The organism is Streptomyces sp. NPDC042002 (genome assembly GCF_055588305.1).
Genome location: NZ_JBVJCT010000010.1, coordinates 97,385 through 122,646 on the forward strand (window position 1 = coordinate 97,385; position 25,262 = coordinate 122,646).

Annotated in this window: 26 protein-coding genes and 2 pseudogenes; 10 read left to right on the forward strand and 18 right to left on the reverse strand. The window is 71.6% G+C overall.

Translation table 11 applies throughout. The annotated features are described in order from the left end of the window. Positions 1-3: 3 nt before the first annotated feature. The 3 genes from ACZ6KY_RS17565 to ACZ6KY_RS17575 all read left to right on the forward strand — a co-directional run bounded on the left by ACZ6KY_RS17565 (position 4) and on the right by ACZ6KY_RS17575 (position 2,402). Positions 4-531 carry an isocitrate lyase/phosphoenolpyruvate mutase family protein gene (locus ACZ6KY_RS17565; protein WP_469311161.1) on the forward strand — a complete coding sequence of 176 codons (528 nt, stop codon included), beginning with the start codon at positions 4-6 and terminating at the stop codon, positions 529-531. Between the two features lie 220 nt (positions 532-751). Then, on the forward strand, positions 752-1,477 hold the full coding sequence (locus tag ACZ6KY_RS17570; protein WP_469311162.1) for a GntR family transcriptional regulator: 726 nt from the start codon (positions 752-754) through the stop codon (positions 1,475-1,477). A gap of 103 nt (positions 1,478-1,580) precedes the next feature. After that, the gene (locus ACZ6KY_RS17575; protein ID WP_469311163.1) at positions 1,581-2,402 is read left to right on the forward strand and encodes an alpha/beta fold hydrolase; all 822 of its coding nucleotides are present in this window, start codon (positions 1,581-1,583) and stop codon (positions 2,400-2,402) included. A 121-nt stretch (positions 2,403-2,523) separates the two neighbouring features. Here ACZ6KY_RS17575 and ACZ6KY_RS17580 read toward each other — a convergent pair whose 3' ends face one another. Beyond that, entirely contained in the window at positions 2,524-3,477 is a 954-nt protein-coding gene (locus tag ACZ6KY_RS17580; protein ID WP_469311164.1) for a class I SAM-dependent methyltransferase, read from the reverse strand. 160 nt (positions 3,478-3,637) lie between these two features. Between ACZ6KY_RS17580 and ACZ6KY_RS17585 the strand changes: the two genes are divergently transcribed. Continuing rightward, complete coding sequence (locus ACZ6KY_RS17585; protein ID WP_469311165.1) at positions 3,638-5,242, forward strand: alpha-amylase family glycosyl hydrolase; 1,605 nt, start codon at positions 3,638-3,640, stop codon at positions 5,240-5,242. A gap of 92 nt (positions 5,243-5,334) precedes the next feature. Here the strand turns inward: ACZ6KY_RS17585 and ACZ6KY_RS17590 are convergent, their stop codons facing one another. The 7 genes from ACZ6KY_RS17590 to ACZ6KY_RS17620 all read right to left on the reverse strand — a co-directional run bounded on the left by ACZ6KY_RS17590 (position 5,335) and on the right by ACZ6KY_RS17620 (position 8,266). Further along, a complete protein-coding gene (locus ACZ6KY_RS17590; protein WP_469311166.1) occupies positions 5,335-5,517 on the reverse strand; it encodes a hypothetical protein in 183 nt (60 codons plus the stop codon). Positions 5,518-5,672: 155 nt separating this feature from the next. Continuing rightward, the gene (locus ACZ6KY_RS17595; RefSeq protein WP_469311167.1) at positions 5,673-6,188 is read right to left on the reverse strand and encodes an NAD(P)-dependent oxidoreductase; all 516 of its coding nucleotides are present in this window, start codon (positions 6,186-6,188) and stop codon (positions 5,673-5,675) included. 93 nt (positions 6,189-6,281) lie between these two features. After that, entirely contained in the window at positions 6,282-6,482 is a 201-nt protein-coding gene (locus ACZ6KY_RS17600; RefSeq protein ID WP_469311307.1) for a DoxX family protein, read from the reverse strand. A 199-nt stretch (positions 6,483-6,681) separates the two neighbouring features. Then, a complete protein-coding gene (locus tag ACZ6KY_RS17605; RefSeq protein ID WP_469311168.1) occupies positions 6,682-6,846 on the reverse strand; it encodes a zinc-binding dehydrogenase in 165 nt (54 codons plus the stop codon). Beyond that, positions 6,846-7,619, reverse strand: coding sequence for an alcohol dehydrogenase catalytic domain-containing protein (locus tag ACZ6KY_RS17610; protein WP_469311169.1), 774 nt, complete (start codon positions 7,617-7,619; stop codon positions 6,846-6,848). The genes ACZ6KY_RS17605 and ACZ6KY_RS17610 overlap by 1 nt, the downstream gene beginning before the upstream one ends. 11 nt (positions 7,620-7,630) lie before the next feature. After that, complete coding sequence (locus ACZ6KY_RS17615) at positions 7,631-8,026, reverse strand: hypothetical protein (RefSeq protein WP_469311170.1); 396 nt, start codon at positions 8,024-8,026, stop codon at positions 7,631-7,633. After that, positions 8,027-8,266: a hypothetical protein gene (locus ACZ6KY_RS17620; RefSeq protein ID WP_469311171.1), complete on the reverse strand. Its 240-nt coding sequence runs from the start codon at positions 8,264-8,266 to the stop codon at positions 8,027-8,029. It abuts the gene before it with no gap. A 147-nt stretch (positions 8,267-8,413) separates the two neighbouring features. Between ACZ6KY_RS17620 and ACZ6KY_RS17625 the strand changes: the two genes are divergently transcribed. Further along, positions 8,414-8,800, forward strand: coding sequence for a COG4315 family predicted lipoprotein (locus ACZ6KY_RS17625; protein WP_469311172.1), 387 nt, complete (start codon positions 8,414-8,416; stop codon positions 8,798-8,800). A gap of 1,488 nt (positions 8,801-10,288) precedes the next feature. On the opposite strand, the gene ACZ6KY_RS17630 is transcribed toward ACZ6KY_RS17625, so the two are convergent. Continuing rightward, positions 10,289-11,113, reverse strand: coding sequence for a hypothetical protein (locus ACZ6KY_RS17630; RefSeq protein WP_469311173.1), 825 nt, complete (start codon positions 11,111-11,113; stop codon positions 10,289-10,291). 77 nt (positions 11,114-11,190) lie between these two features. After that, positions 11,191-11,838, reverse strand: coding sequence for an RNA polymerase sigma factor (locus ACZ6KY_RS17635; RefSeq protein ID WP_389067402.1), 648 nt, complete (start codon positions 11,836-11,838; stop codon positions 11,191-11,193). A gap of 53 nt (positions 11,839-11,891) precedes the next feature. Here ACZ6KY_RS17635 and ACZ6KY_RS17640 point away from each other — a divergent pair, with 53 nt between their 5' ends. From ACZ6KY_RS17640 to ACZ6KY_RS17650, 3 genes and pseudogenes are all read left to right on the forward strand, one after another. After that, positions 11,892-12,077, forward strand: coding sequence for a hypothetical protein (locus ACZ6KY_RS17640; RefSeq protein ID WP_469311174.1), 186 nt, complete (start codon positions 11,892-11,894; stop codon positions 12,075-12,077). A gap of 113 nt (positions 12,078-12,190) precedes the next feature. Further along, positions 12,191-12,445, forward strand: a pseudogene (locus tag ACZ6KY_RS17645) (hypothetical protein); the annotation flags it as partial. Positions 12,446-12,574: 129 nt separating this feature from the next. Further along, a complete protein-coding gene (locus ACZ6KY_RS17650; protein WP_469311175.1) occupies positions 12,575-13,609 on the forward strand; it encodes a C40 family peptidase in 1,035 nt (344 codons plus the stop codon). Positions 13,610-13,836: 227 nt separating this feature from the next. Here ACZ6KY_RS17650 and ACZ6KY_RS17655 read toward each other — a convergent pair whose 3' ends face one another. The 5 genes from ACZ6KY_RS17655 to ACZ6KY_RS17675 form a co-directional block, all read right to left on the reverse strand. Then, positions 13,837-15,138 (reverse strand): RNA polymerase sigma factor, encoded by a 1,302-nt coding sequence (locus tag ACZ6KY_RS17655; protein ID WP_469311308.1) that lies wholly within the window; start codon positions 15,136-15,138, stop codon positions 13,837-13,839. After that, entirely contained in the window at positions 15,129-15,470 is a 342-nt protein-coding gene (locus ACZ6KY_RS17660) for a YciI family protein (protein WP_469311176.1), read from the reverse strand. The genes ACZ6KY_RS17655 and ACZ6KY_RS17660 overlap by 10 nt, the downstream gene beginning before the upstream one ends. Further along, positions 15,467-16,213 (reverse strand): nuclear transport factor 2 family protein, encoded by a 747-nt coding sequence (locus ACZ6KY_RS17665; protein WP_469311177.1) that lies wholly within the window; start codon positions 16,211-16,213, stop codon positions 15,467-15,469. Before ACZ6KY_RS17665 ends, ACZ6KY_RS17660 begins: the two co-directional genes overlap by 4 nt. Positions 16,214-16,309: 96 nt before the next feature. Continuing rightward, positions 16,310-17,563 carry a cytochrome P450 family protein gene (locus ACZ6KY_RS17670; protein ID WP_469311178.1) on the reverse strand — a complete coding sequence of 418 codons (1,254 nt, stop codon included), beginning with the start codon at positions 17,561-17,563 and terminating at the stop codon, positions 16,310-16,312. Positions 17,564-17,745: 182 nt separating this feature from the next. Next, positions 17,746-18,411, reverse strand: coding sequence for an SDR family NAD(P)-dependent oxidoreductase (locus ACZ6KY_RS17675; RefSeq protein WP_469311179.1), 666 nt, complete (start codon positions 18,409-18,411; stop codon positions 17,746-17,748). Positions 18,412-19,014: 603 nt separating this feature from the next. On the opposite strand from ACZ6KY_RS17675, the gene rho reads away from it, so the two are divergent. Continuing rightward, a complete protein-coding gene (rho, locus tag ACZ6KY_RS17680) occupies positions 19,015-20,154 on the forward strand; it encodes a transcription termination factor Rho (RefSeq protein WP_469311180.1) in 1,140 nt (379 codons plus the stop codon). Between the two features lie 89 nt (positions 20,155-20,243). Continuing rightward, positions 20,244-21,152 (forward strand): annotated as a pseudogene (locus tag ACZ6KY_RS17685) (D-alanyl-D-alanine carboxypeptidase family protein); the annotation flags it as partial. Positions 21,153-21,163: 11 nt separating this feature from the next. On the opposite strand, the gene ACZ6KY_RS17690 reads toward ACZ6KY_RS17685, so the two are convergent. From ACZ6KY_RS17690 to ACZ6KY_RS17700, 3 genes are all read right to left on the reverse strand, one after another. Then, on the reverse strand, positions 21,164-22,624 hold the full coding sequence (locus ACZ6KY_RS17690; protein ID WP_469311309.1) for a glycosyltransferase 87 family protein: 1,461 nt from the start codon (positions 22,622-22,624) through the stop codon (positions 21,164-21,166). A 116-nt stretch (positions 22,625-22,740) separates the two neighbouring features. Then, complete coding sequence (gene mptB / locus ACZ6KY_RS17695; protein WP_469311181.1) at positions 22,741-24,147, reverse strand: polyprenol phosphomannose-dependent alpha 1,6 mannosyltransferase MptB; 1,407 nt, start codon at positions 24,145-24,147, stop codon at positions 22,741-22,743. A gap of 159 nt (positions 24,148-24,306) precedes the next feature. Beyond that, on the reverse strand, positions 24,307-25,257 hold the full coding sequence (locus ACZ6KY_RS17700) for a glutaminase (protein WP_469311182.1): 951 nt from the start codon (positions 25,255-25,257) through the stop codon (positions 24,307-24,309). Positions 25,258-25,262 lie beyond the last annotated feature (5 nt).

Sequence of the window (25,262 nt, forward strand, 5' to 3'; positions counted from 1 at the left end):
GCTATGTCCGATCAAGCCGACAAGGCCGAACCGCTTCGTTCCCCGCGCATCCCGGGCGCTCCGCTGGTGTCGCCGAACGCCTGGGACGTGGGCAGCGCCCGCACCGTCGTCGACGCGGGCTTCCCGGTGGTCGCCACCGCGAGCAACGCCATCGCCACCGCTCTGGGCCACGACGGCGAGGGCGCCCCGAGCGAACAGATGATGTTCGTCGCCCAGCGCATCGCGGCCTCCGCCGACGTACCGGTCACCGTCGACGCCGAGACCGGCTACGGAATGGCGCCCGAGGAACTCGTAACGGACCGGTCCGACAGTCACGAGCCCGGAACGGCGGGCCGCGGCCCCTCCACTCGCCAGCCGTTTCCCGGCGGCGGGCGGGGGCCGCGGTTCGTTCAGTTCGCGCGGCTTCCTTGTGGCCCGGGCAGGCTGGTCAACAGCCCGTATGCGCGCGGCCCGAGGGGTTTCGGACACGGCGGGTTCGGCGGGTCTCGCGATCTCGTGGGCCCGGAAGCGGGATCCTGGCGGAGTATGTGACGGGCCACGGGGCCCGCGCATCGCAGTGGACCCAAGGGAGTCTGCGCTCGCCGGCGCCCTGTGCCGCATGCTCCGAGCGCGCTCCGGGCCGACCAGGGGCGCGGACTGAAATCGGCCGAAGTATCCGGGCACCCTTTCCTGGTGGTTTAGACCAATGCTAGATGTGGTGGCGCACTGAGCCCACGCGGCTACGTTTTGTCACCACGCAGGAGGCGCGGACATGGCCCGCACCACCCATCCGTCCGACCACGAACCGCTCTACGCGCGGATCGCCGCACAACTGCTCGGCGAGCTGCGCGACGGGACCATCCCGCCCGGCGAACGCCTGCCGGGAGAACGCGAGTTGTCCACCCGGTTCGGCGTCAGCCGGGAGACCGTACGCCAGGCGTTGCAGATGCTGCGGCGCGACGGCCAGGTCTCCACCGACCGGCGTGGCAGCCATGCGACGCTGTCCGGCACCGGCGCCGAGCACGTCCCGTCCCTCGACTTCCCCGTCGGCGCGCACACCGGCGAACCCGACGGGTGCCGCCGCACCACCGTGACCTGGGAGGCTCCCCCGCCGGAGCACGCCGAGGCCCTCGGACTCGCCCCGCTTCGGGCGACGTTGGTGCACCGCTACGAGTCGGCCGCCGCCGACGGCAGCGGACTGCGCTCGGCCGTGACGTCCTTCTCCGCGATCGCGGTGACCGAGGTCGAGGAGCTCGCCCGCTACCGCGACCGCGCGGACGGCCACGCCTCGGCGCAGCTCTCACGTGCCTACGACTGGATGCGCAAGGCGGGTCTGACCCTGCATCACCGGGACGCGATCACCCGGCTCCCGCAGTCGGTACGGGTCACCCGGCGCGTGCACGACCAGTACGACCGGCCGCTCGAGATCACCGACCTGACCGTTGACGCCCAACAGGACGCCCTGGTGTATGAGTTCACGCTTCCAGCCGCCGAGTGAACGCGCGCGCCGGTGGCCGGTGGCGGCGAGACGGATCATCTGACCGCAGCCACCGTCCGGCGCCCGCAAGCCGCTTCGCACCATGAATCGCAAGGGAGCACGCATGAGCACGTTCACGACGTCCGACGGCACCGACATCTTCTACAAGGACCTGGGCAGCGGGCAGCCCGTCGTCTTCAGCCACGGCTGGCCGCTCAACGCGGACGCCTGGGAAGGGCAGTTGCGGCTGGTCGCCGAGAACGGCTTCCGCGGCATCGCGCACGACCGCCGCGGGCACGGCCGCTCCGCCCAGCCGTGGCAGGGCAACAGCATGGACCAGTACGCCGACGACCTGGCCGAGCTCATCGAGTCGCTCGGCCTCGACGACGTGATCCTGGTCGGGCACTCGACGGGCGGCGGCGAGGTGACCCGTTACATCGGCCGGCACGGCACCGCACGGGTCGCCAAGGCGGTCCTGCTCGGCGCGGTTCCGCCGCTGATGCTGAAGACGGACACGAATCCGGAGGGCACGCCCATCGACGCCTTCGACGGCATCCGCGCCGGGGTCGCGGCGGACCGGTCGCAGTTCTATCAGGAGCTGAGCACGCCCTTCTACGGTGCCGACCGCGAGGGCGCCACGGTCTCGCGGGGCAAGCGCGACGAGTTCTGGCTGCAGAGCATGCGGGCCGGGCTGAAGGCGGCGTACGACTGCGTCGAGCAGTTCTCGGAGACCGACTTCACCGAGGACCTCGCGAAGATCGACGTCCCGACGCTCATCGCGCACGGCGACGACGACCAGATCGTGCCGATCGGCGCCGCCGCCCTCAAGACGGCTCAGCTGGTCAAGGACGCGACGCTGAAGGTGTATCCAGGTGCCCCGCACGGCCTGGTGGGCGAGTTCGAGCAGGCCTTCAACGCCGACCTGCTCGCGTTCATCCGCGCCTGACGGGCGACCGCCCCCGCGGACGTCGGTCCCGCGTCCCCTCCTCGGCACGTCCGCCGAGGAGGGGCGTGGACGTGGACCGGCGTCCGTCCCGGGCCGGAGAGCCCCCCGGGCCCGCCGCCCGTCACGCGGCGCCGGTGGAGCTTCCGGAGGTGCCTTCGCGGGTGGCCACGACCATCCGGGCCCGTGGACTGCCGTCCCGTCGGGTGCCGAACTCGGTCAGTGCGTGGAGCTCCGTCCGGAATCCGGCCCGCGCCAGCTCCCGCCGCACGTCGCCGAGCCGGAACGCGCGGTAGTACATGACGAAGGTCGGGCGCCGGACGGCGTTGCGCACCCGCATCACCGTGTCGAAGCCCAGCAGGGCCCAGTACCAGGGCGAGCTGGGCCGCGGCGGAGCCACGACCGGGAACGCGAAGCGTCCGCCGGGGCGCAGGACGGCGTGGACCCCGGCGAACAGGCCGGGCAGCTCGCGCGGCAGGAAGTGCCCGAAGGCGCCGAGGCTCACGACCAGGTCGAACGCGGGCCCGAAGGGGAGAGCGCGGGCATCTCCACGCACCCAGGCGACCGACGGCGTGCCACCGCCGCACCACGCCCCAGGCGACGGTGATCCGCCGTCGCGCCTCGCCGCCGGGGACGGCACCCCGCCATCGCGTGTCCCGGCCGGGGACGGCACCCCGTCGCCGCATGTCCCGGCCAGGGACGGCACCCCGTCGCCGCGCGTCCCGGCCAGGGACGATGACCCGTCGTCGCGCGCCCCCGCCAGGGACTGTGGGCCGCCGGCGCCGAGCCGCGAGCGTCCGACCGTCAGCATGCCCGCGCTGACGTCGACGCCGGTGACGCTCTCCCGGCACAGCCCTCGCAGGACCTCCATGCCCGCGCCGGTGCCGCAGCACAGGTCGAGTCCCGCGCCGAACGGTCCCATCGGCGCGAGGGCCCGCCCCACCGCTTCGAGGATCGCGTCCGGAGTCCGGAACGGCGTGTGGTCGAACTTGGGTGCGAGCAGGTCGTAGCCGTGCTCGATCGACGAGAGGGCCTGCACGGCCAGTTCGCGGAGGGTGGGACCTTGCGGGGTGAACATCTCGCCGAGCTTAGGGGCTGTGGTTCGGATCGGGTCCCAGGGTGCGGAAGGTGCCTGCTCGGCAGGGATGACCCCCGTGTCGGCGGAATGAGTCGAACATCAGCCGAACGACCGCCTGTGAGGCAGCGGTCGCGGCGGGTGCTGATCTATCGTCCCGGGCATGACCTCGTTCCGCCCCGCCCCCGCCTGGCTGGCCGACGCCGTCTTCTACCAGATCTACCCGCAGTCGTTCGCCGACTCGAACGGCGACGGCATCGGCGACTTCGACGGAATCACCGAGCGCCTCGACCACCTCGCGTGGCTGGGCGTCAACACCGTATGGCTCAACCCCTGTTTCGTGTCCCCGTTCGGCGACGCCGGATACGACGTCGCCGACTACCTGGACGTCGCGCCCCGCTACGGCTCGTCCGACGACCTCGCCCGCCTCGTCGACGAGGCGAGCCGCCGCGGCATCCGCGTACTCCTCGACCTCGTCGCGGGGCACACCTCCGACCAACACCCCTGGTTCCGGAGCGCGATGGACGATCCGGCCGACGACCGGTACATCTGGGCGCCCGAGGGCTCCCCGGCCGGTTTCGTCCCCTCCCCCGGGACGCGCCCGGGGGCGTACCTGCCGAACTTCTTCGCGTTCCAGCCCGCTCTCAACTTCGGTTACGGGCGCGCCGATCCGGCCGAGCCCTGGCGCCGGCCGGTCGACGCGGAGGGCCCGCGGGCCAACCGTGCCGCGCTGCGCACGGTCATCGACCACTGGCTCGGCCTCGGACTGTCCGGCTTCCGCGTGGACATGGCCGCCTCGCTCGTGAAGGACGACCCGGACAAGAGGGAAACGGCCGCGATCTGGACGGAGTTGCGGCACTGGCTGGACCGCGCGCATCCGGACGCCGTGCTGCTCTCGGAGTGGGGCGAACCCGAGGTGTCCGTCCCCGCCGGGTTCCACGCGGACTTCTTCCTCCAGTTCGGCGGTCCCACCGACGGGCGCGCCCTGCGCTCGCTCTGGAGCAACGGCGAGGGCACGGTCAACGAGGCCTGGGACCCGCTCGACTGCTTCTTCGACGTCGAGGGCCGCGGCTCCCCGCGCCCCTTCGTGGAAGCCTGGCGCAGTGCGGTCTCCGCACTCGGCGAGGACGGTTTCGTCGCGCTCCCGACCGCCAACCACGACTTCTCCCGCCTCAACTGCGGCCCCCGCACGGCCGGTCAGCTACCCGCCGCCTTCGCCTTCCAGCTGACCTGGCCGACCCTTCCGGCGATCTACTACGGCGACGAGATCGGTATGCGTTTCCTTCCGGGACTGCCCGAGAAGGAGGGCAGCGTGCTGGGGCCGCGCTACAACCGCGCGGGTTCCCGTACACCGATGCAGTGGGACGACAGCCCCAACGCCGGCTTCTCCACAGCCCCCGCCGATCGCCTCTACCTCCCGGTCGACCCGTCCCCTGACCGCCCGACGGTCGCCGCCCAACGGGCCGACGACACCTCGCTCCTGCATCTCGTACGACGCCTCGTCGCGTTGCGAACCAGCACCCCGGAGCTGGGGCCGGGCGGCTCGGTCGAGGTGGTGCACGCCGGGTATCCGTTCGTGTACGTGCGGGGCGGCCGGTATCTCGTCGTGGTCAACCCCCGCCGGGATCAGGCGAGTTGCCGGTACGACGGCGCCGCGGACGCCCGCTCCCTGGAAGCCACCGGTATCCGGGTCGACGCCGACACCCTCAGCGCCCAGGGATTCGGCTACGGCGTCTTCGAACTCGCCGGGCCGACGACGGGGCGCTGAGGGGCGGTGAGAGGCAGTTCCCGCCCAGGCCCACGACGTGATCGGGGAGGACGACTTGAGCTGTGCCGAGCCGTGTTCTCCCCGCAGGGGGATCAACGGCGCTCCGTCTCCTTGCGGATGGCGGGGGCGACTTCGGTGGCGAGGAGTTCGATGGAGTCGCTGACCATGTGGTGGGGCATGCCGCCGAAGTCGATCTGGCCCATGAAGCGGTCCGCGCCGAGCAGTTCGCGTTCGGTGAGGATCTTGTCGATGACTTCCTGCGGGCTGCCTGTCATCAGGGCGCCGAAGGGGCTGGAGACGGCCTCGAACTGGTCGGGGCCGACCAGCCAGCCGCGCCCGCCGGGGGTCGTGGGCCGTAGGTACTCGCGGTAGTACGGGTACAGGTCCCGGCGGGCGTCCTGGGACGTCTTGCCGACGTAGAAGTGACTGGTCAGGCCGAGGCGCAGGGTGTCGGGTTGGTGATCCGGGCGATGGTGTAGTCGAGGCCGGAGTCGGTGACGGCCGCGGTCATGCCGGTGAGCTCGGCGAGCGCGTTGGGGAACATCAGCCTGGCCATGACGGGCAGCACCTTGTGCTTCCAGTGCGGCTTGTCCCTCGGGTCGGCCAGTGAGGGGGTGGCCAGGCCGATGAAGCGGGTCACCTTCTCCTCGTTCATCGCCTGCACGATGTTCCGGGTGCCCTCGGTCAGCGGGGTGCCGGTGGCGGAGCGGCTCAGGGACGGGCCGAGGGCGCTGATCACCGCGTCGGCGCCTGCCACGGCCGCCCGTACGGCCGCCGGGTCGGACAGCTGTCCGGTGGTGACGGTCAGGTCCGGGTGGGTGAGCTGGGCGCGGGTGAGCTTGTCGGGGGTGCGGACGAGGGCGGTGACGTGGTGGCCCGCGTCCAGCAGATGCTGGACGGTGAGGCGGCCGATGCCGCCGGTCGCGCCGAGGACGGTGACGCGCATCAGGGTGGCTCCTTGCCGGTGGAGTGAGCGGGGGCTGTGTCCCGGGGCCGGTCCGCGGGTTGCGGTCCGGCCCGGGGCTGCTGGACGGCGGGGTCAGAAGGAGTAGGGGCCGAACCGGCCCCAGGCGACCAGCGCGGCCAGGATCAGCAGGACGGCGTTGAAGGCGATCGCGGAGGGTTCCTTGCGGCGGGCGTGGGTGATCGCGGCCAGGACCATGGTGACGGCGAGCCCGGTGGCGGCCAGCGGGGTGAGGACGGGGGCGATTCCCGTAGCGGCGGGGAGGATCAGGCCCAGGGCAGCTTCTCGACGAGCTTGTCCTTGGGCTGGGTGGCCTTCATGACACCGGCCATGGCGAACATGGCGGCGAGCAGGGCCTGCACGATCCACAGGAAGACGTTCACGGGGTTGGGGTTCCTTCGAGTCGGGGCGGGTCGTCCGCGGTCAGGAGAGTGCGGCCCGCCGGCAGGGCGACGGACCGCGGAAGGGGCGAGGGTCAGGAGCAGGTGACGGCGAGCTTGCCGAGCGCGCCGGAGCCGAAGGCGGCGAACGCCTCGGGGGCCTGCTCCAGCGGGTAGGTGGCGGTGACCGGGACGCGCAGCGCGCCCGAGGCGGCGTCGGCGGCGAGTGCGGTGAGGGTCTGCGCGTCGGCGTCGGCCATCACCGCGTGGGCGGTGACGTCCTGGCCCTGGACGGCGTCGGAGCCGAAACCGAGGGTGGAGGCGATCCGTCCGCCCGGACGCAGCGGCCCGCGAGCTGGGCGCCGTCGCCGGCCAGGTGCAGGACCGCGTCCACTCCGTTCGGGGCGAGGGCGCGGACCTGGGCGTCGAGGTCGCCGGTGTAGTCGACCACGTGGAGGTCGGCGTCGGTGAGGGCGGTGACGAAGTCGGCCTCGGCGCCGGGGCGGGCGGTGGCGATCACGCGGGCGCCGCGGGTGGCTGCGATCTGCACGGCGAGCGCGCCGACGCCGCCGGTGGCGCCGGAGATGAGGACCGTCTCGTCCTTGTCGGGCGCCACGGCGTTGACGCTGTCCAGCGCGGCGGTGCCGGCCAGGCCGAGCGCGCCGGCGTCCTGGACGCCAAGGCCCTCAGGGACCGGGGCCACGCCGTAGCCGGCGGGGACGGTGACGTACTGGGCCAGCGATCCGGTGCCCAGGAACGGCTTCATCACCACGCCGAAGACCGTGTCGCCGACCGCGAAGCCGTCGACACCCTCGCCGAGGGCCTCGACGGTGCCGGCGAAGTCCTTGCCGGCCACGAGGGGGAAGCGGTGCTCCATCATGCCCTGGAGGTAGCCGGCCGCGGTGGCGGCGTCGAAGCCGTTCACCGACGAGGCGGCCACCTTCACCAGCAGTTCGCCGGCCTCCGGGCGCGGGACGTCGACATCGCTCACGACAGGGACGGCGGGTACGGAGTCCAGCGTTACAGCACGCACGACGATCACCTTCAGGAGAACACGAACGTGGCGACGTATGCGGCCACCCGATGACGGACCATGAGCCGGAGCGGGGCCCGCCACGGACCGGCCAGCAACTCCAGCGCGGCCGCCACCTCGGCGGCCCGCAGGCCCTCGGGATGCGCGGGCGCCTGCCCGCCCCGCTCCAGCGCTTCTGCCACATCAGCGCTGCGGGACGTCAAAGCGGCCCGCTCGGCCCGCACGGTGGCCGCCCTCTCCCGTACGTCCTGCCAGTAGCCGCGCCCGGCCCAGCCGAGCGCGTCCTCCACCCGCGCCGCTTCCGGCGAACCCGCCGGAGCCAGGGCAGCGATCCGCTCCTTGAGCACGACAGCTCGACCGCTACGCCCCGGGTACGTCCAGCCGTCGGCCCGCAGGCACAACTCCATTTAGGAGACGAGCAGTCCGAGGTCGTCGGGCCACTGTGCGAGCCCGGACTCGTAGGCCTTCTCCGCCTCGGCATCGTGGTCGTCCTCATCCTCCGCCGCGTGTGCCAGGCCGAGCCACCGGTAGAGCACCGGATCGGGCCCAAGCTCCTCCAGGCCGGCTTCGGACAGCTTCCGGACCTGCGTGAACCCGCTCACAACGAAGAACTCCTCGCAGCGGTCCGCGCATTCGTCGTGCGTCATGCTTCCCACCCCAGTCGATCAGTACGGCCACTCCCAGCCACACAAATCCACTGGTCAAGGCAATGTCAGCGGCTGGCAGGAGTTCGTTGACCGCTACCGCTTCAGCGTCAGAACCAGTGCTGCCAGTCCGTCCACCAGCACGTGCGCATGCCGTCCTCCGGCAACATCAAGGACCGCGTTGTCAGTGGGCCTGCGTGGGACTGCGCCAAGGCCTGGCCGCCGTTGAAGGCGAACGGAAAGACGATCGCCAAGGGCGGCGTCAACAGCAAACTCCTCTCGGCCATCACGCGCAGCGACGGCTCGAAGCAGGTGACGTACAACGGTCACCCGCTCTACACGTTCGCCGACGACACAGAGGCCGGGCAGACCAACGGCCAGGGGATCGACGCCTTCGGCGCCAAGTGGTACGTGCTGGGTACCGATGGCAAGCAGATCACCAAGCAGTCGTCGTCACAGAGCGGCGGCTACCGACCAGCCCACCTGGCACAGCTGTTCGACCCTGCCATTTGTCCACACCTCCCAGGACAGTGGTGAGGACCCGCACTGTGGCGGCTGCGGGTCCTCACCCACAACCCCACGACGGCAGCACGAGCACTGCCGCAGCAGGCGGTGGCTTACGTCCCGCGGACGCGCGGGGCCGAATCAGCCCGGCAGCAGCAGTCAGAGCTCCTGGCCGGAGTGCCTGGTGCGCGATGGTGAGAGCGCGTGCTGCATCGCCACGCTTCTACCGGCGTCCGCCCTCAGCCTGATCGTCAGGCGCCCGATGTTGAGATGCGGTGGCGTTGTTTCAGGGAGTGCCGCAGCTGGTGGCTCCGCCGGGGCAGGTGACGCTGCCGTTGGACGCCATGCCCGCGATCCCCAGCACCAGGACGATGAGAGCCAGGATGATCACGGGTACGTTGTCTGCAGCCCAACTGTCTTGCTCGGGTGGAGGTTTCGGAGCGTTGGGCTGTGGGCTCACATTGTCGCGTGCGGGTTCGGCACCGGGGCCGCCATTCCCCTCTGTCACCATCGCGTCACCCGTCGTCGTTGTCTCTTTCACGATGACACGGCATCGGACCTCACACGTCAAGCCCCGCGCCGTGCGGGCTCTCCGAGCAGACGTCCATCCACGGGACGGTGAACGCCATCGGCCGCACCCCGCAGCCGGGACACGATCGGGGGCGGCCCCGGCTGCGCACGAACTCCGTCAACTCCTGCACTTGGGCGCGGCCTTGGCAGCCCGGCTGCCCGAACGCCGTCGCGGGCCCGGTGGGCGTGCCCGCGAGGGCGGGAGGCGGGTTTCGGGGCGTCACAACGATGGGCTGGTGCGCCAGCGCGCGGCCAGCCGCTTCGGCGCCGCGGTGCGTGCACTGCCGTTCATGTCTTCCCCCTCCCTTGTCCGCCATCGACCGTCCGTGCACGTGCACCCTTCACCGGCAAGGCAGGCGCCGTGTCACACGGCACCGATCTCGGCTTTTCCATGATCAGTTGCCCCCCACCTGCAACCCTGCCGAGGCCGTCGGCGCTCCCTCGTCTACCGCTTCCCTGCCTGCCCGCCGGCTGACTGCCGGGCGGGTGGGCCGGGGCCTTCATCGCGTAGGCGAGGAAGGCGAGGTCGGCAGTGGTCCGGAACCCGGTCCGGTGACCCGCTCCGGTGCTTTCGGCCGGGGCGGTGGTGGTACGCGGCATCGGTCGGCCGGCCTGTCGCCGCCGCCTTCGACAACGGTGAGCAGCCGTCGTAGCCGGACTGCAGATGGCTGAGAAGCCTCTCCAGATGGGCTGTCAGGTTCTTGTGACGCCGTAGTTCACGGATCCGCTCGATAGGCAGCTCGCGCCAGTTGCCGCCGAGAGCGCCGGCGTCCGCCCGATCTGCACGGCACTCGACGATCTTCGCTCCAGGCCGTAGGCATACCGAGACCGACGACCGTTTGCTTGCGGGAACGCCTGCCGATCTGGGCGAGCTCATCCTCAGCGCCGGCGAGACCGGCGCGTAGTCCTTCGGATTCGCCGGGCAGCAATAAGGTCGACCGAATGGCCCATTTACCGGTCGTTGGTGAACTGCGGGTCCTTCTCCTGGTTGTAGATCTCCTCACCGGATGCGTTGTAGGCATGGACGTAGGGACTCGGGCCCGCATAGTGCGAGCCGGGGTTGTCGACGGAGAGAGCCGCCGCGTAGACGAACGCGCCGCCTGCCATGACAGCCGGGTACTGCTTCGGATTATCGCCGTAGCTGATGGCGATCTTGGCAATGTCGGATGTGTAATGCCCGGCGCCCAACATGAGATATCGCCCCTTGCCGGTGGCCTCGCTAATGGAGTCGAAATACTCGATCGTACGACCGGTGCCCCACAGGCGATTGTTGATGAACGTGGGCGGGGAATCCTGACTGTTGCCCTTGTCGCCCTTCGACTGGCATTGCACGTACTGATCGGCGGAGTTGACGGCGACGACCACACCGTCCCCGTCCCGCGAGGCGATGGGAGCGCGGGCCGCGACCACCGCGTGGTAGCTCGAGGCATCCGAGCCCAGGCAGGAGGCCAGGATCTTGGCGACGGTCCCCGCGTCGATCGGGCTCGTCGTCCCACTGGTGACGGCGAACGCGTCCGGGGTGGAAGTCGTGCGAGTCGACGACGGCGCCGACCCGGCTCCGGCCGACGTGGAGCCACGCGTTGTGATCGGACTCGGTGGTGCGGCGGCGCTCGTCGGGTTTCCGGCAGGACCGGCGAGAAGCGGCTTGGCATCCCCTACCCCGCTGAAGACGGCCACGGCCGCGACGCTCACCGCCGCGACGCCGGTGGCAACACCCAGCGGCACTCCCCACCTGCGTCGCAGCGAAGCACGGTTGTCCTCTGGATCGATCTTCATCAGTAGCTCCTCTCGGGTCCGCCGGTGGTTCGGCAGATCACGATCGGAAGGAGCCGCGGGAATGCCCGGCATGTCATTCATCGTGCGACCTCTTCCGCGTTGACGGGACTCCTCGAACTGAATGACGCCGGAACCGTGGATCTGCCGACGAGGTCGGCCCCCAGCCTCCGCCGCGCCCGGTGCAGTCTGGACTTCACGGTCCCGACCGCCACCTCCAGCGTTGCCGCAGCCGCCTGCTGATCCAGGCCCGACCACACGCAGAGCTCGACGACCTCGCGTTCGTGGCGCGGCAGCCGAGCCAGCGCCCGGTGGATCTCCGACATACGACGCGCGTCGTCGACCAGGACGGCGACGCGGTCCGCGTGGTCGCCCACCGACTCGTCGTGCGAGACGAGCCGGCGCAGCAACGCCTCGGCCCGCCTCAGCCGCCGCCTGGTGTTCGACAGCAGGCGGTCGGCGATGCCCAGCAACCACGGCAGGGCCGAGTCGCGGTCCAGCACCGTCTCCGATCGCCGACGCCAGGCATGCAAGAACACGGTCGACGTGAGGTCTTCGGCCTCGGACCAGTCGGCCGTCCGCCGGAACAGGTGGTTGTAGACGGTCTTCCCGTGACGGTCGAAGATCCGACCGAACGCCTCCCGGTCGCCGTCGACGGCCCTCGCCCACAGTTCTCGATCAGATATCCCTCCGACCTGTACGGCGGGACCAGCGTCATTCAGTTCCATGCTCTATACGTGTCCGGCAACCGGCCGAAGGTTCCCGCTGAACCAGATCCGCTTTGACGGACTCGGATCCAACCGGCCAGAGCGACGCTGCCGGTTGGAGGCAGACGGCGCTGCCCCTGCTGCCGGAGGAGTGGTCGCCCGAACAGATCGTCGGGCACCTGCGTCTGCATCACGGGGACGACCCGCGGACGCAGATCACCCACGAGACGATCCACCGGACGATCCACACCACCCGCTGACAGGTGGTCCCCGCGAACTGTGCAGGCGCGTTCGAACCGGCCGCCCGATCCGGAAGAACAAGCACCACACGGTGAAAGGCCAGTGGCGTTCACAGATCACCGACGCCCGACCGATCGAGAAGCTGCTCCGGCAGTATCTGCCCAAAGGAACAAACCTGTCGACGTTCAGCCAGGACGAGCTTGACGCCATCGCGACGAAGCTCAACAACCGGCCGCGCGAGTGCCCGGGATTTCGCACATCAGCCGAGAGTGTCGCCTTGACCGGTCGAATCCAATCAACACCTGCCGCCTCACCGGCAACACCCCGAAGGGAGCCGTCACTCGTCTCTGTCACTCAACATCCGGCATTACAACGCCACTTGCTCTAATGAAGACTGAGTCACTACAGTCGCCACCCGAACCTTTGCTCGGTTGTTCACTCGCTGGGGTGACAGCAAAGGATCACCGCTCGTCGGCGTATTTCGGCAGGCGGCCGAAAGAAGAAGGAGCTCGCTTTCGTGGCGTCCCACCGTCGACCCAAGCAGCCGAGCCGCACCCGTGTGACCGTGCTCACCACAGCCGCCGCTGCCGCCGTTGCCCTCAGTGCCAACGTCGCCAATGCCGCGCCGTCCGAGAAGCCCGACAAGGACGAGGTCAAGACCAAGGTCGACAAGCTCTACCAGGAGGCCGAGCAGGCCACGGAGAAGCTCGACGGCGCCCAGGAGAAGCAGAAGGAACTGCAGAAGGAGATCAACTCCCTGCAGGACAACGTCGCCCGCGGCCAGGACGCGCTCAATCAGCTCCGCGACGGCCTCGGCTCGATGGCCAGTGCCCAGTACCGCACCGGCGGCATCGACCCCTCCGTGGCGCTCTTCCTCTCCTCGAACCCGGACGACTTCCTGGACAAGGCCTCGGCCATGGACCAGCTGACCGCTCAGCAGGCCGAGTCGCTCAAGAAGGTCCAGGAGAAGCAGCGTTCGCTCGCCCAGCAGCGCTCCGAGGCCTCCGCGAAGCTCAAGGACCTCGCCGACACCCGGACCAAACTCGCGAGCAGGAAGAAGGAAGTCCAGAGCAAGCTGGGCGCGGCGCAGAAGCTCCTGAACACGCTGACGACACAGGAGAAGGCGGCGCTGGCCACCCAGGACCAGCAGCGGGCCACCCGCGCCGACGAGCGGGTCGACCTCGGCACCACCAAGGCCGCCTCGGGACGCGCCGCCGCCGCGTTCGCCGCCGCCCAGAGCGTGATCGGATCACCGTACGCGTACGCCCACTCCGGCCCCAACACCTTCGACTGCTCGGGCCTCACCTCCTGGGCGTACGCCCAGGCCGACGTGACCATTCCGCGCACCTCGCAGGCCCAGGCCAACGCGGGCACCCGCATCTACTCGCAGAGTGATCTACAGGTCGGCGACCTGGTCATCTTCTACGGCGACCAGCATCACGTCGGCCTCTACGCCGGCAACGGCCAGGTGCTGCACGCCCCGCACACCGGCGCGTTCGTCCGCAACGAGTCGATGGCCGACATGCCCTTCCAGTTCGGCGTCCGGATCTGATCCGTGTCTCGGTCCGGGGCTGCGGTGCGGTCTTGGTTCACGGGGTTTCACCGTCCTTCCGGACCCAGATCGGACCCGGAGAAGCCCCGCCGGGGGCCTGCCCCGGCTCCAGCCGGGCGGGCTTCCGGCTGAAGCGCCGCACGAAAGCACCTCCACCGCAGACCCCTTGCGGAGCAGGGAAGCCCTACGCCTCCAGAGGTGGGACTGTGGCTGCCCGCACAGCGCCCCTACGCCGATCCACACTCCCCGAGCCGCCTCTCCAGGAACCTCCGCTCGGCCGCGTTCTCCACGAGTCCGAGGGCCTTTTCGTAGGCCTCGGCGGCCTCCGTCGTACGTCCGGCGCGGCGGAGCAGGTCCGCGCGGGTGGCGGGCAGCAGATGGTACGCGTCCAGCTCGCCCTCCGCCTCCAGCTCGGCGACCAGGGCGAGCCCGGCGTCGGGGCCTTCGGACATGCCCACGGCGACCGCGCGGTTGAGCCGGACCACGGCGGAGGGAACGAAGCGCCGGAGCTCGCCGTACAGGGCCGCGATGTCGGCCCAGTCGGTCTCCTCGGCCGTGTCGGCGGTGGTGTGACAGGCGGCGATGGCGGCCTGGATCTGGTAGGGGCCGGGGCGCCCGCGGCGAAGGGCGCTCTCCAGCAGTGCGGCGCCCTCGTCGGCCTCGGACCTGTCCCAGGCGGTACGGTCCTGGTCCTCCAGCGTGACCAGGTCGCCCGCCGCGTCGACGCGCGTGCCGCGCCGGGCGTCGTGCAGCAGCAACAGCGCGAGCAGACCGAGGACTTCGGGCTCGTCGGGCATCAGGCGGACCAGGACGCGGGCGAGCCGGATCGCCTCGGCGGAGAGGTTCGTGCGCACCAGATCGGCGCCTGCCGTGGCGGCGTACCCCTCGTTGAAGAGCAGGTAGAGCACGCCGAGGACGCCCGTGGTGCGTTCGGGCAGGAGGTGCGCGGGCGGTACGCGGTACGGGATGCCCGCGTTGCGGATCTTCCGTTTGGCGCGCACCAGCCGTTGCGCCATCGTCGCCTCGGGAACGAGGAAGGCCCGCGCGATCTCGGGCGTGGCCAGCCCGGCCAGGGTGCGCAGGGTGAGCGCCACCCGGGCCTCGATGGGCAGCGCCGGGTGGCAGCAGGTGAAGACCAGCCGCAGCCGGTCGTCACGGACTCCGCTCTCGTCGTCGAATCCCGAGCCGTCGGGACCGTACGGGCTGTACGGGTCGTACGGGCCGTACAGGTTGTACGGCTCCTCGTCGCGCGTCGACACCGCCACCTCCCGCAGCTTCTGAACACCGACCGCCTCCCTGCGCAGCACGTCCAGGGCGCGGTTGCGCGCGGCCGTGGTCAGCCAGGCGCCGGGGCGGCGCGGTACTCCGTCGCGCCGCCACCGGTCGAGCGCCTGGGCGAAGGCGTCCTGCGCGCACTCCTCGGCGAGGTCCCAGTCGCCGGTCACCCTGATCAGGGTGGCGACGACCTGGCCCCACTCCTCGCGGAACGCGGCCGCGACCGCCTCCTCGACGCCGTCGTTCACTCCCAGACCGGCCGCACCTCCACCGAACCGCCGGCCAGCGCCGCCGGATGCCGGGACGCGAGCGCGATGGCCTCGTCGAGGTCGGCGACCTCGATGATGTCGATGCCCGCGACGTACTCCTTCGACTCGACGAACGGTCCGTCGCTGAGCAGGACTTCGTCGCCCTGGACCCGGACCGTGGTGGCGTCGGAGGCCGGCCGCAGCCGGGCGCCGCCCTTCACGATGCCGCGGTCGCGCACCTCCTGGACGTACGAGGTGAACCGGGGGTCGTCGGCGATCTCCTCGGGACCGGTCTCCTCGCCGCCGACGGGAGTGCAGATGAACAGGGCGTACTTCATGACCGGAGCTCCCCGGCCCCGGGGAGGTCGGCGGCCGACGGCACCGACGTGTGCTGGTGGACGATCCGCCAGCGGTCGCCTGCCGTGCGGTAGCCCGTGGTGACGCGTGCGGTGGTGTCCAGGGTTCCGCCGTCGACGAGCGGTGCGCGCAGGCGCACCAGGGCGTGGCTGAAGGCGACGCTCTCGTCGACGCGCAGACGGAAGTCGAGCACCTCGCGCTCGGCGGGTCCGGCGAGCGTCGAGAGCCACAGTTCCTCCGCCTTGCGCAGGGCGTCGACGCCGCTCTGTTCCCGGCCGCCCACGGAGTGGAAGACCTCCACGTCGGGGGCGTAGCAGGCCATCGCGCGGTCGACGTCACGTTCGCGGGCGGCCTCGGTGAGCTCCGCGTCGAGGCGGCGGATCTGCCCCTCGGCGTCCTCGTCGTCCCAGAACGCGCGGACCTCCATGGCGCCGATGGTGGCGACCGGGTGCTTCGCGGCGGCCTCGACCGCCTCCTCCATGTCGGCGCAGTCGAGGATGTCGAAACCGGCGACGTACTCCTTCGTCTCGGCGAACGGCCCGTCGGTGCGCAGCACTTCGCCGTCGCGCACCCGGACGGTGACCGCCTCGGCGGGCAGCCGGAGCCGGTGCCCGTGCAGCCGTACGCCGCGCTCGACACCCAGCTCCTCGACCCAGGGTTCGACGGGCGCCATACCGGAGGCGTCAGCGGTGTCGTCGCCGCAGACCAGCAGCATGTACTTCATGGTTCCTCCCGGTGCTCATGAGCTTCCTACACCCCACCGACGAACGGCACCCCGGCGAATCGACAGGCGACGCCGATTTTCCGCCCGCGGGCGGCGTCAGAGACGCGAGGCCCCCGGCCGCACGGGAAGGGCCCGGACGCTGTTGCCCACGAAGCTGGCGTGCCGGCCGAGCTCCGCCTCGGACACGGCGAGGTCGAGGTCGGGGAAGCGGGTGAACAGCCGCTCCAGGGCGATGGTCGCCTCCGTCCGGGCGAGCGGGGCGCCGAGGCAGTAGTGGGCGCCGTGCCCGAGGGAGAGGTGGCGGACGGCGCCCGGCCGTCCGGGGCGGGTGACGTCGAAGAGGTCGGCGTCCGGTCCGTGCGCGGCCCGGTCGCGGCCCGCGGCCGAGTAGCCGGCGAGGACGGGCGTGCCCCGGGGAATGACGGTCCCGTCGACGGTCAGGTCCCGCACCGGGTAGCGGAACGGGAAGTAGCTCACGGGCGCGTCCCAGCGCAGGGTCTCCTCGACGACGTCCGCCCAGCTCGACTCGCCCTTCTGGACCGCCTCCAGCTGGTCCCGGTGCCCGCACAACGCCCGTACGGCGTTGGTGATCAGGTTCAGTGTGGTCTCGTGCCCGGCGATGATCATGAGCACCAGGGTGCCGATGAGTTCCTGCTGGCTGAGCCGGTCGCCCTCCTCGTCGCGGGCGGCGATCAGCGCGCTGGTGAGGTCGTCGCCGGGGTTCTCCGCGCGTGCGGCCGCGACGGCGCCGAGCACGGCCACCAGTTCGCGGTTCGCGGCGACGGCCCGCTCCGGGCCGATGTCGGTGGCGACGACCTGGTTCGACAGATGGTGGAGCCGGTCGAGGTACTCGGCGTCGACACCGAGGAGTTCGCCGATGACGCCCATCGGCAGCGGGAGCGCGAAGTGCCGGCGCAGGTCGGCCACTCCCCCGCCCTCCTGTGCCGCCGCGTGCAGGCCGTCGAGCAGTCCGGAGGTCAACTCCTCGATACGGGGGCGCAGTTGCTCGACCCGTCGCATGGTGAAGGCCTTGCTGACGAGGGATCGCAGCCGCCGGTGGTCGTCACCGTCGGCGGTCGTCATCCCCTGCACGGTGGCGAAGGTGAGCAGTGGCCAGCCGGCGGCGACCCTCCCCTCGCTCAGGGCCGTGAAGTGCTGGGCCCCCTTGGCGACTTCGGGGTGCGCGAGGAATTCCTTCAGCGCCTCGTGCCCGAGCACCACCGCGCCTTCCACCGCGCCGGGCAGTACCACCGTCGCGACGGCGCCCCGCGCGAGCAGCCGCTCGTTGTCGGCGTGCGGACAGCCGCCCGCGGGGTCCATGCGGTGCGGCGTGACGGGCGAGGTGTCCACCGTGTTCTCCTTGCTGCTGGGCCGAGTTGACGGTCGTACGACACCATCGGGCGCCCTACGAGCATCGATTGTGTCTGCTCGGAGCAGCGTGCGCAGCAGCTCGGCGAACGGCTGTCGCCGGATGTTCCCGGACGCCGGCGCCGACGTCATGTCCTCTTGGCACTGGGCGCCGTGAGGGAGTGTCAGCTGTCGAGGTCGTCGGCGAAGTGCCGGAATCCGTGCCGGTCCCGGTGCATGCCCCACAGCGTCTCCGCGAGCGCGTCCGGGTCCTTCCGCGGGTGTCCGGGGATGATCGCGCCGGGAATGACGAGCTGCCCGACGTGGATGCCGTCGCCTGCGAGGGTGTCGTGCAGCAGATGGCCGTACGCGCTCTCGGCGGCGAACGCGATCGAGGTGCCCGCCCGGTCGGCGTGCGGGATCACCGCGCTGCCGCCGTTGACGAGGAGGACCGTGCCACGGCCGAGCGAGCGCATCCCGGGGAGCACCTGGCGCACGGCGGCGACCGGCCCGTAGACGGAGAGCTCGATCGGACCGACGAGGTCGTCGGGGGTGGTCTCCAAGACCGGCCGCATGAAGTCCGGGTGCGGGACCGGGCTGTACTGGAGCACCTCGATCGGGCTCAGGGCACCGGACACGGCGTCCAGAGCCGCCGAGAGGGATTTCGGGTCGCGGACGTCGGCGGCGAATCCGCGTGCCGTGACTCCCGCGTCGGCGAGTTCGGCGGCGAGACCGTCCACCCGTTCCTGACGGCGCGACACGAGCGCGACGTCGAAGCCCTCGCGGCCGAAGCGCCGGGCGACGGCGGAGCCGAGGCCGGGGCCCGCTCCGATGATGGCGATCGTGGTCATGGTCCTCACCTCGGTGATCCGATCGGGCCGAAGGAACCGGCGAGCTGCTCGAAGGCACTCCGTTCAGGGTAGGGGCGCCGACAGGGAACCGATACCGCACGGCCGGAACGCGGGTACCGCGCACCCGCGGCACGGGTACCGCGCACATGGCGTGGTCCCGCCGGCGCGAATGGCCCGGACGACTCGGCGTACGACTCGCCCGTACGCCTTGGCTGTCATCCCGTCCGAGCCGCGCGCAGCCGCGCGACCTGCGCGTCCACCCGTTCCGACGGGCCCGCCGCGGGAGACGCCGCCAAGACGTTCCCGGGACCGGGACGCGGATCACAGCCGAAGCGGCCCCATCGGTGGTACTCTCGCATCAGCACTCGTGTACGCCTCTTCGTTCAGGCGCCGGTGCCAGTTCCTTTATCCCGCTGTCACGCCGTCGTTTCCGACCGGCGGACCAGCTTCTCGGCACCACCTCCCGAGTACGGCCAGGGATCGCTCCCGTCGTACCCGAGGTGATGTTCCCGCCGCACCGAGGCGCGCCCCGCGCCCCCCTTCGCGGCCCCTCCCCCTTCCTTGCGCATGTCACACGCGTTCCCGTCCGTGAAAGGACATCCCATGACCACCACACTCGAACACCCCCCTGTACAGCAGCGGCCCGGGGCCCAGGTCGCCACCGGTGTCCTCGACATCGACGGCAGCGGGAAGGGGCACCTGCGCTCCGCGAACTGCCTGCCCTCGCCCACCGACCTCCAGGTCTCCCCCGCGCTGATCCGCCGTCACGGACTGCGCAAGGGCGACACCGTGGAAGGCGCCCGCGGCGGGCCCCGGACCCTCACCGAGGTCGAGCGGATCAACGGCCGTACGCCCGAAGAGCTGCGCCGCCGCCCGCACTTCGGCGACCTCACCCCGCTGCACCCGCGTGACCGGCTCCGGCTGGAGCACCCGGCGAGCGGACTGGCCGGACGCGTCGTCGACCTGGTCTCGCCGGTCGGCAAGGGCCAGCGCGGCCTGATCGTCGCCCCGCCCAAGACCGGCAAGACGGTGCTGCTCCAGCAGATCGCCGCCGCCGTGGCCGGCAACCACCCGGAATGCCATCTGATGGTGGTGCTGCTCGACGAGCGGCCCGAGGAGGTCACCGACATGCGGCGCTCCGTACGCGGCGAGGTCTACGCCTCCACGTTCGACCAGACGCCGAAGCAGCACATCGCGCTCGCCGAGCTCGTCATCGAGCGGGCCAAGCGGCTCGTCGAAGCGGGCCAGGACGTGGTGATCCTGCTCGACTCGCTCACCCGGCTGTGCCGGGCGCACAACAACGCGGCCGCCGCCGGCGGGCGCACCCTCAGCGGCGGTGTCGACGCCGCCGCGCTCCAGGGGCCCAAGCGGCTGTTCGGCGCGGCGCGCCTCGCCGAGGAGGGCGGCTCGCTCACCATCCTCGCCACCGCCCTGGTGGAGACCGGTTCCCGCGCCGACGACTTCTTCTTCGAGGAGCTCAAGGGCACCGGCAACATGGAGCTCCGGCTCGACCGGAGCCTGGCCGACCGGCGGGTCTTCCCCGCGGTCGACATCACCCCCTCCGGCACCCGCCGCGAGGAACTCCTGCTGTCCACACCCGAGTTGGCCGCCGTACGAGGACTGCGCCGTGCCCTGCGGACGCGCGACGGGCAGGCCAACCTGGAAACCCTCCTGGAGCGGCTGCGCGCCACCCCGGACAACGCCGACTTCCTGCGCCGGATTCAGCCCACCCTGCCCTCCTGACCCCCCGCGCCTGCGGCATCCGGGTGCTCGACGCCGCCACTCGGCCCGGCCACCCCGGCGTGTCGCGAGTCCGTTCCTACGTTTGCGGTATGACCATCGGATTCTCGTTCCGGGCCGCCGCTTCTCGCTCCGCGGTCACGCGTGCCGCCCTCTCCTGCTCCGCCGTCTGCGTGGCCGGTGTGCTGGCCCTCGCGCAGAGCCCGGCCGCCGCACTCACCGAGGCGGACCCCGGGGCGCCGCAGCCCGCCGCGTCGCCACCCTCGTCGCTCTATCGACCAGGGACACAGGTACGGCCCCGGGCCGGGGCGCCCGAAGTCCCCGAGGACATCTCCGCACTGTCATGGGTGGTGGCCGACGCCGGCACCGGCGACGTGCTCGCCGCACACAACGCCCACCGCGGACTGCCGCCCGCCAGCACCCTCAAGACCCTGTTCGCCCTCACCGTCCTGCCGACCCTGCCCGGCACCCTCCGGCACACCGTCAAGGAGCAGGAGCTGGAGGGCATCGGCGCAGGCAGCAGCATGGTCGGCGTGGCCGAGGGAATCACCTACCGCGTGGCGGACCTGTGGCGCGGTGTCTTCCTCAACTCCGGCAGCGACGCCGTGCACGTGCTCGCCTCGATGAACGGCGGCTGGACGAGCACCGCCGTCCAGATGCAGGCCAAGGCCCGCTCCCTCGGCGCCCGCGACACCCACGTCGTCTCGCCCGACGGATACGACACGCCAGGTCAGGTCTCGTCGGCGTACGACCTGGCGGTGTTCGGGCGGGCCGGACTGCGCAACCCGGACTTCGCGCGGTACTGCTCCACCGCCGAGGCGATGTTCCCCGGCGAGGGCGGCTCCACGTACGGGATCCAGAACACCAACCGGCTGCTCACCGGCGCGAACGGGGTCGAACCGTACCCGGGTCTGATCGGTGTCAAGAACGGCTACACCACCAACGCGGGCAACACCCTTGTCGCCGCAGCCAAGCACGGCACGCGCACCCTCGTCGTCACGGTGATGAACCCTCAGGCGGGCGGCGGGCTGACCGTGTACGACGAGGCGCGCTCACTGCTCGACTGGGGCTTCGACGCGGACGGCCGTGTCGATCCGGTGGGGACGCTGCTCGACACCCGTGCCGTACCGGCGGCCGGTCCCTCCGCACCGGCCAGGCCCGCCGCCCGGCCCGGTAGCGCGGCACCGCCCGTGGCCACCTCCCGGCCCGTGACCGGCGCACCGGCCGTGACCGCCGCCTCCCCGGACGACGCGGGGCTCGGCTGGTCCGACGCGGCCGAGATCGCGGGCGCCGCCGCGCTGGGCGCCGCGGGCGTCGCTCTCGCCCTGCGGGTCAAGGCGGGCCGGACCAGGCGTGGCTGACCGACGGGCAGCCACAGCAGCAGCCCGAGCGTGATCCACGTATAGGTGTTGCTGCCGAGGAAACCCCCGAGGCCCGAGGCGTCGTCGAACCACAGCCACACCACGCTGCTGCACAGCACCGCGTACAGGGCCGCCGCGACCCGCAGCCGGCGCCGGTGCAGCAGCACGGCGAAGGACGGAAGCAGCCAGACGAGGTGGTGCACCCAGGTGATCGGGCTGACGAGACAGGCGGCGAGCCCGGTGAGGGCGAAAGCCGCGGTCCAGTCCTCGTCGGCCAGGGCACGCGAGGTCCGCCACACCCAGACGCACAGGACCAGCAGGGCCAGGGTCGCCCACAGGGCCCTGCTCGGTTCCTCCGGCGCCACGAGCCGGGCCAGCACACCCTGCAACGACTGGTTGGAGACGTAGGCCAGGCGCCCGATGCGACTCGTGTCCCACAACGCGTCGGTCCAGTAGAAACGCGAGGCGTCCGGCGCCACCCAGGCCGCCAGCGCGGTGGCCGCCACGGCGACGGCCGTGGCGACACCGGCGGCGCGCCAGCGACGGCCGAGCAGCAGCAGCGCGATGAAGAGGGCCGGGGTGAGCTTGATCGCCGCGGCGAGGCCGATGCCGACGCCCGCCCGGCGGCCCCGCCCGCTCGACAGCAGCCAGGCGTCGCTCAGCACCAGGGCGAGCAGCACCAGGTTGACCTGGCCGAAGCTGAAGGTGTCGCGGACCGGTTCGAGCGGCGCCAGCAGACAGGCCGTCAGGGCGAAGCCGAACCACCCGTAGCGGCGCAGCGCGGGGCCGACCAGGATGCCCACCACGGAGGCCAGGGCGGCGAGGTTGAGCAGCAGTCCGACGGCGATCGCCGTACCCAGCCCGACCAGCGCCATCGGCAGCATGCCGACGGCCGCGAACGGCGGATAGGTGAAGCCGTACGTCGTTCCCGGCACCCGGTAGTCGTAGATGCTGCCGCCGTGATGGACCCAGCTGTCGACCGCCCCGTAGTACACGCGCAGGTCGAACCAGTCGCGCAGCAGCGGCACGGTGGCCGTGAACACGCCGACGACGACGGCCAGTCCGAGGACGAGGCAGAGCCGTCGGCGGTCGGTGCTCAGCAGTGCCGCCATGCCGCTGAGGCCCTGCCTGCCGCTCGGCACCTTCACTCCCGTCGTCTCCCTCGTCGCGCTCGTCCCGCTCATCTCCGTTGTCCCGCTCGGGCCCGTCCCGCTCTTCGTGCCCCCCGTCATGCCGTTCGCTCCAGTCCCGGCGCCGGCGGCTGCGCCGCCTGGTGGGCCTGCCAGAGGACGACGAGGGCGAGCACCCCGCCGGAGACGGCGAGGGTCACCTGCCCGGCGTCCGCGGGCGACCCGCTCGGCAGGACCGCGAGCGCGAGCACCGCGCTGGCCGCGGCGACCCGGCTCCGCACCGAACCGGTGGGGGCCGCCGCCGCGATGAGGAACAGGCCCCACAGCGCGTACCAGGGGCGGATGGCCGGCCCGAACACCGCCACGGCGGCCAGACTCAGGCCGAGCGCGTAGACCGGGTGCGGGCGCAGCCGCAGCCATATGAAGAGCAGCAGGCCGACCGTCGCCACGAGTCCGGCGGCGTGCCAGGCGGGCATCGCGAACGGCGCGAGTCCGCTGCCGAGCTTCTGGAGCAGAGCGCCGGTGGCGCGCCCGAGGACGCTGGTGGGTGACCAGTTGTGCGGCGAGACAGGGGTCTTCAGCGCGGCTATCCAGCCGTAGCCCGTACCGGCCACCGCCGTCGCGGCGACCGTCGTGGCGACCGCGACCACCACGGTCGTCACGGTGGCCCGCGCGATCCCCATGCGCCCCTGTCCGCGCCCGCGCAGCGCGATCACCGCCACCAGGCCGAGCGCGGCGGGTGCCTTGACGAGCGCGGCGAGGGTGACCAGGACGATGCCGACGACGGGCCATCGGCCGCGCGCGGCCACCAGGCCGACACCGAGCAGACCGAGCATGATGGCGTCGTTGTGCGCACCGGCCACCAGGTGCAGCAGGACCAGGGGGTTGAGCGCGCCCAGCCACAGGGCGGCGGCCGGATCGGCGCCGCTGTGCCGGGCGAGGCGGGGCAGGGCCGCCGCCATCAGGGCGACGCCGAGCAGGGCGACCACGCGCATTCCGAAGAGTCCGGCGGGTATCTCCCCGCGGGTCAGCGCCGACAGGCCGCGGGCGACGGCGAGGAAGACCGGGCCGTACGGAGTCGCCGTCTGCTGCCACACGGGCGCCACCTCGTCGGCGAGCGGACCGCCGAGCTGCGCGGGTCCGTTCGCGTACACGTCGATGTGGGCGTCGACCATGGCGCCCTGCGCGAGATAGCTGTAGACGTCCCGGCTGAACAGCGGTGGCGCGAGCAGCAGCGGCGCCGCCCAGGTGGCCAGAACGAGCAGCAGGGAACGCGGAGTCGGCGGTTCTGGCCCTCGTACGACGGTACCCAGCAGCGCCCACGCGGCTATCAGCAGCACGACGCCGAAGTACACCCCGACCAGGCCCAGTACGGCCCGCCCCGACTCGGGGGCGAGGAGGTCGCGCGCGGGCAGGGCCCCCGCGGTCTCGCCGCCCAGCGCGAGGAAGGCTGTACCGGCCAGGCCCAGAGCCTGGCAGCGGCGGAGATCGACGGGGAAAGCCATGGCCAACACTCAGCAAGCGTGTCAACGCCGGGTGGCCGGAAGGCGACGCGGCGCTCTCCTGGCGGGGTCCGGCGCGTGACCTCCGTGTGGTGAACACGAAATCCGGGGTTCCGGGTCGGCCGCGATGGCCGCACTACCGGCACGGGCCGGCCGGAGCACCTAGAAAACCGACACTCCGGTCAGGGTCGTGAAGCGGTCCAGGGCGGCCACGCCCGCCACCGAGTTGCCGCGTTCGTCGAGCCCCGGGCTCCACACGCACAGGGTGCAGCGGCCCGGCACCACGGCGATGATGCCGCCGCCGACCCCGCTCTTGCCCGGAAGCCCGACCCGGTAGGCGAAATCACCGGCGGCGTCGTACGTCCCGCAGGTCAGCATGATCGCGTTGATCTGTTTGGCCTGGCTCTGGGCGAGCAGCCTGCTGCCGTCGGCACGGATGCCGTGCCGGGCCAGGAACCCGGTGGCGAGGGCCAGATCGGCGCAGGACGCGGCGATCGAGCACTGCAGGAAGTACTGCTCCAGCAGGACCGGCACCGGGTTGTCGATGTTGCCGTACGACGCCATGAAGTGGCCGAGTGCCGCGTTGCGGTCGCCGTTCGCGGTCTCGGAGGCGGCGATGCCCTTGTCGAAGGCGAGCTCCGCGTTGCCGCTCTCGGCCCGCAGGAACTCCAGCAGGGTTCCGGCCGCGTCGCCGGTCCTGGTCTGCAGCCGGTCGGTGACGACGAGGGCGCCCGCGTTGATGAACGGGTTGCGCGGGATGCCGTTCTCGTATTCCAGCTGGACCAGGGAGTTGAACGGGTTGCCGGAGGGTTCCCGCCCGACGTGCTCCCACAGCGCGTCGCCCTCGCGGGCCAGGTCGAGGGCGAGCGTGAAGACCTTGGTGATGGACTGGGTGGAGAACGGCTGCCGCCAGTCCCCCACGCCGTACACCGTGCCGTCGAGCTCCGCGACGGCCATGCCGAAGCGACGTGGATCGCAGGCGGCCAGCGCCGGGATGTAGTCGGCGGGCCGGCCGCGTCCCGGCGTCTGCGCGATCTCGGTGGCGATGCGCTCCAGGACCGGCTGGAAGGTCAGGGAGGACGGATACGACGAATTCGCGGGCATGATCGCCATTGTGC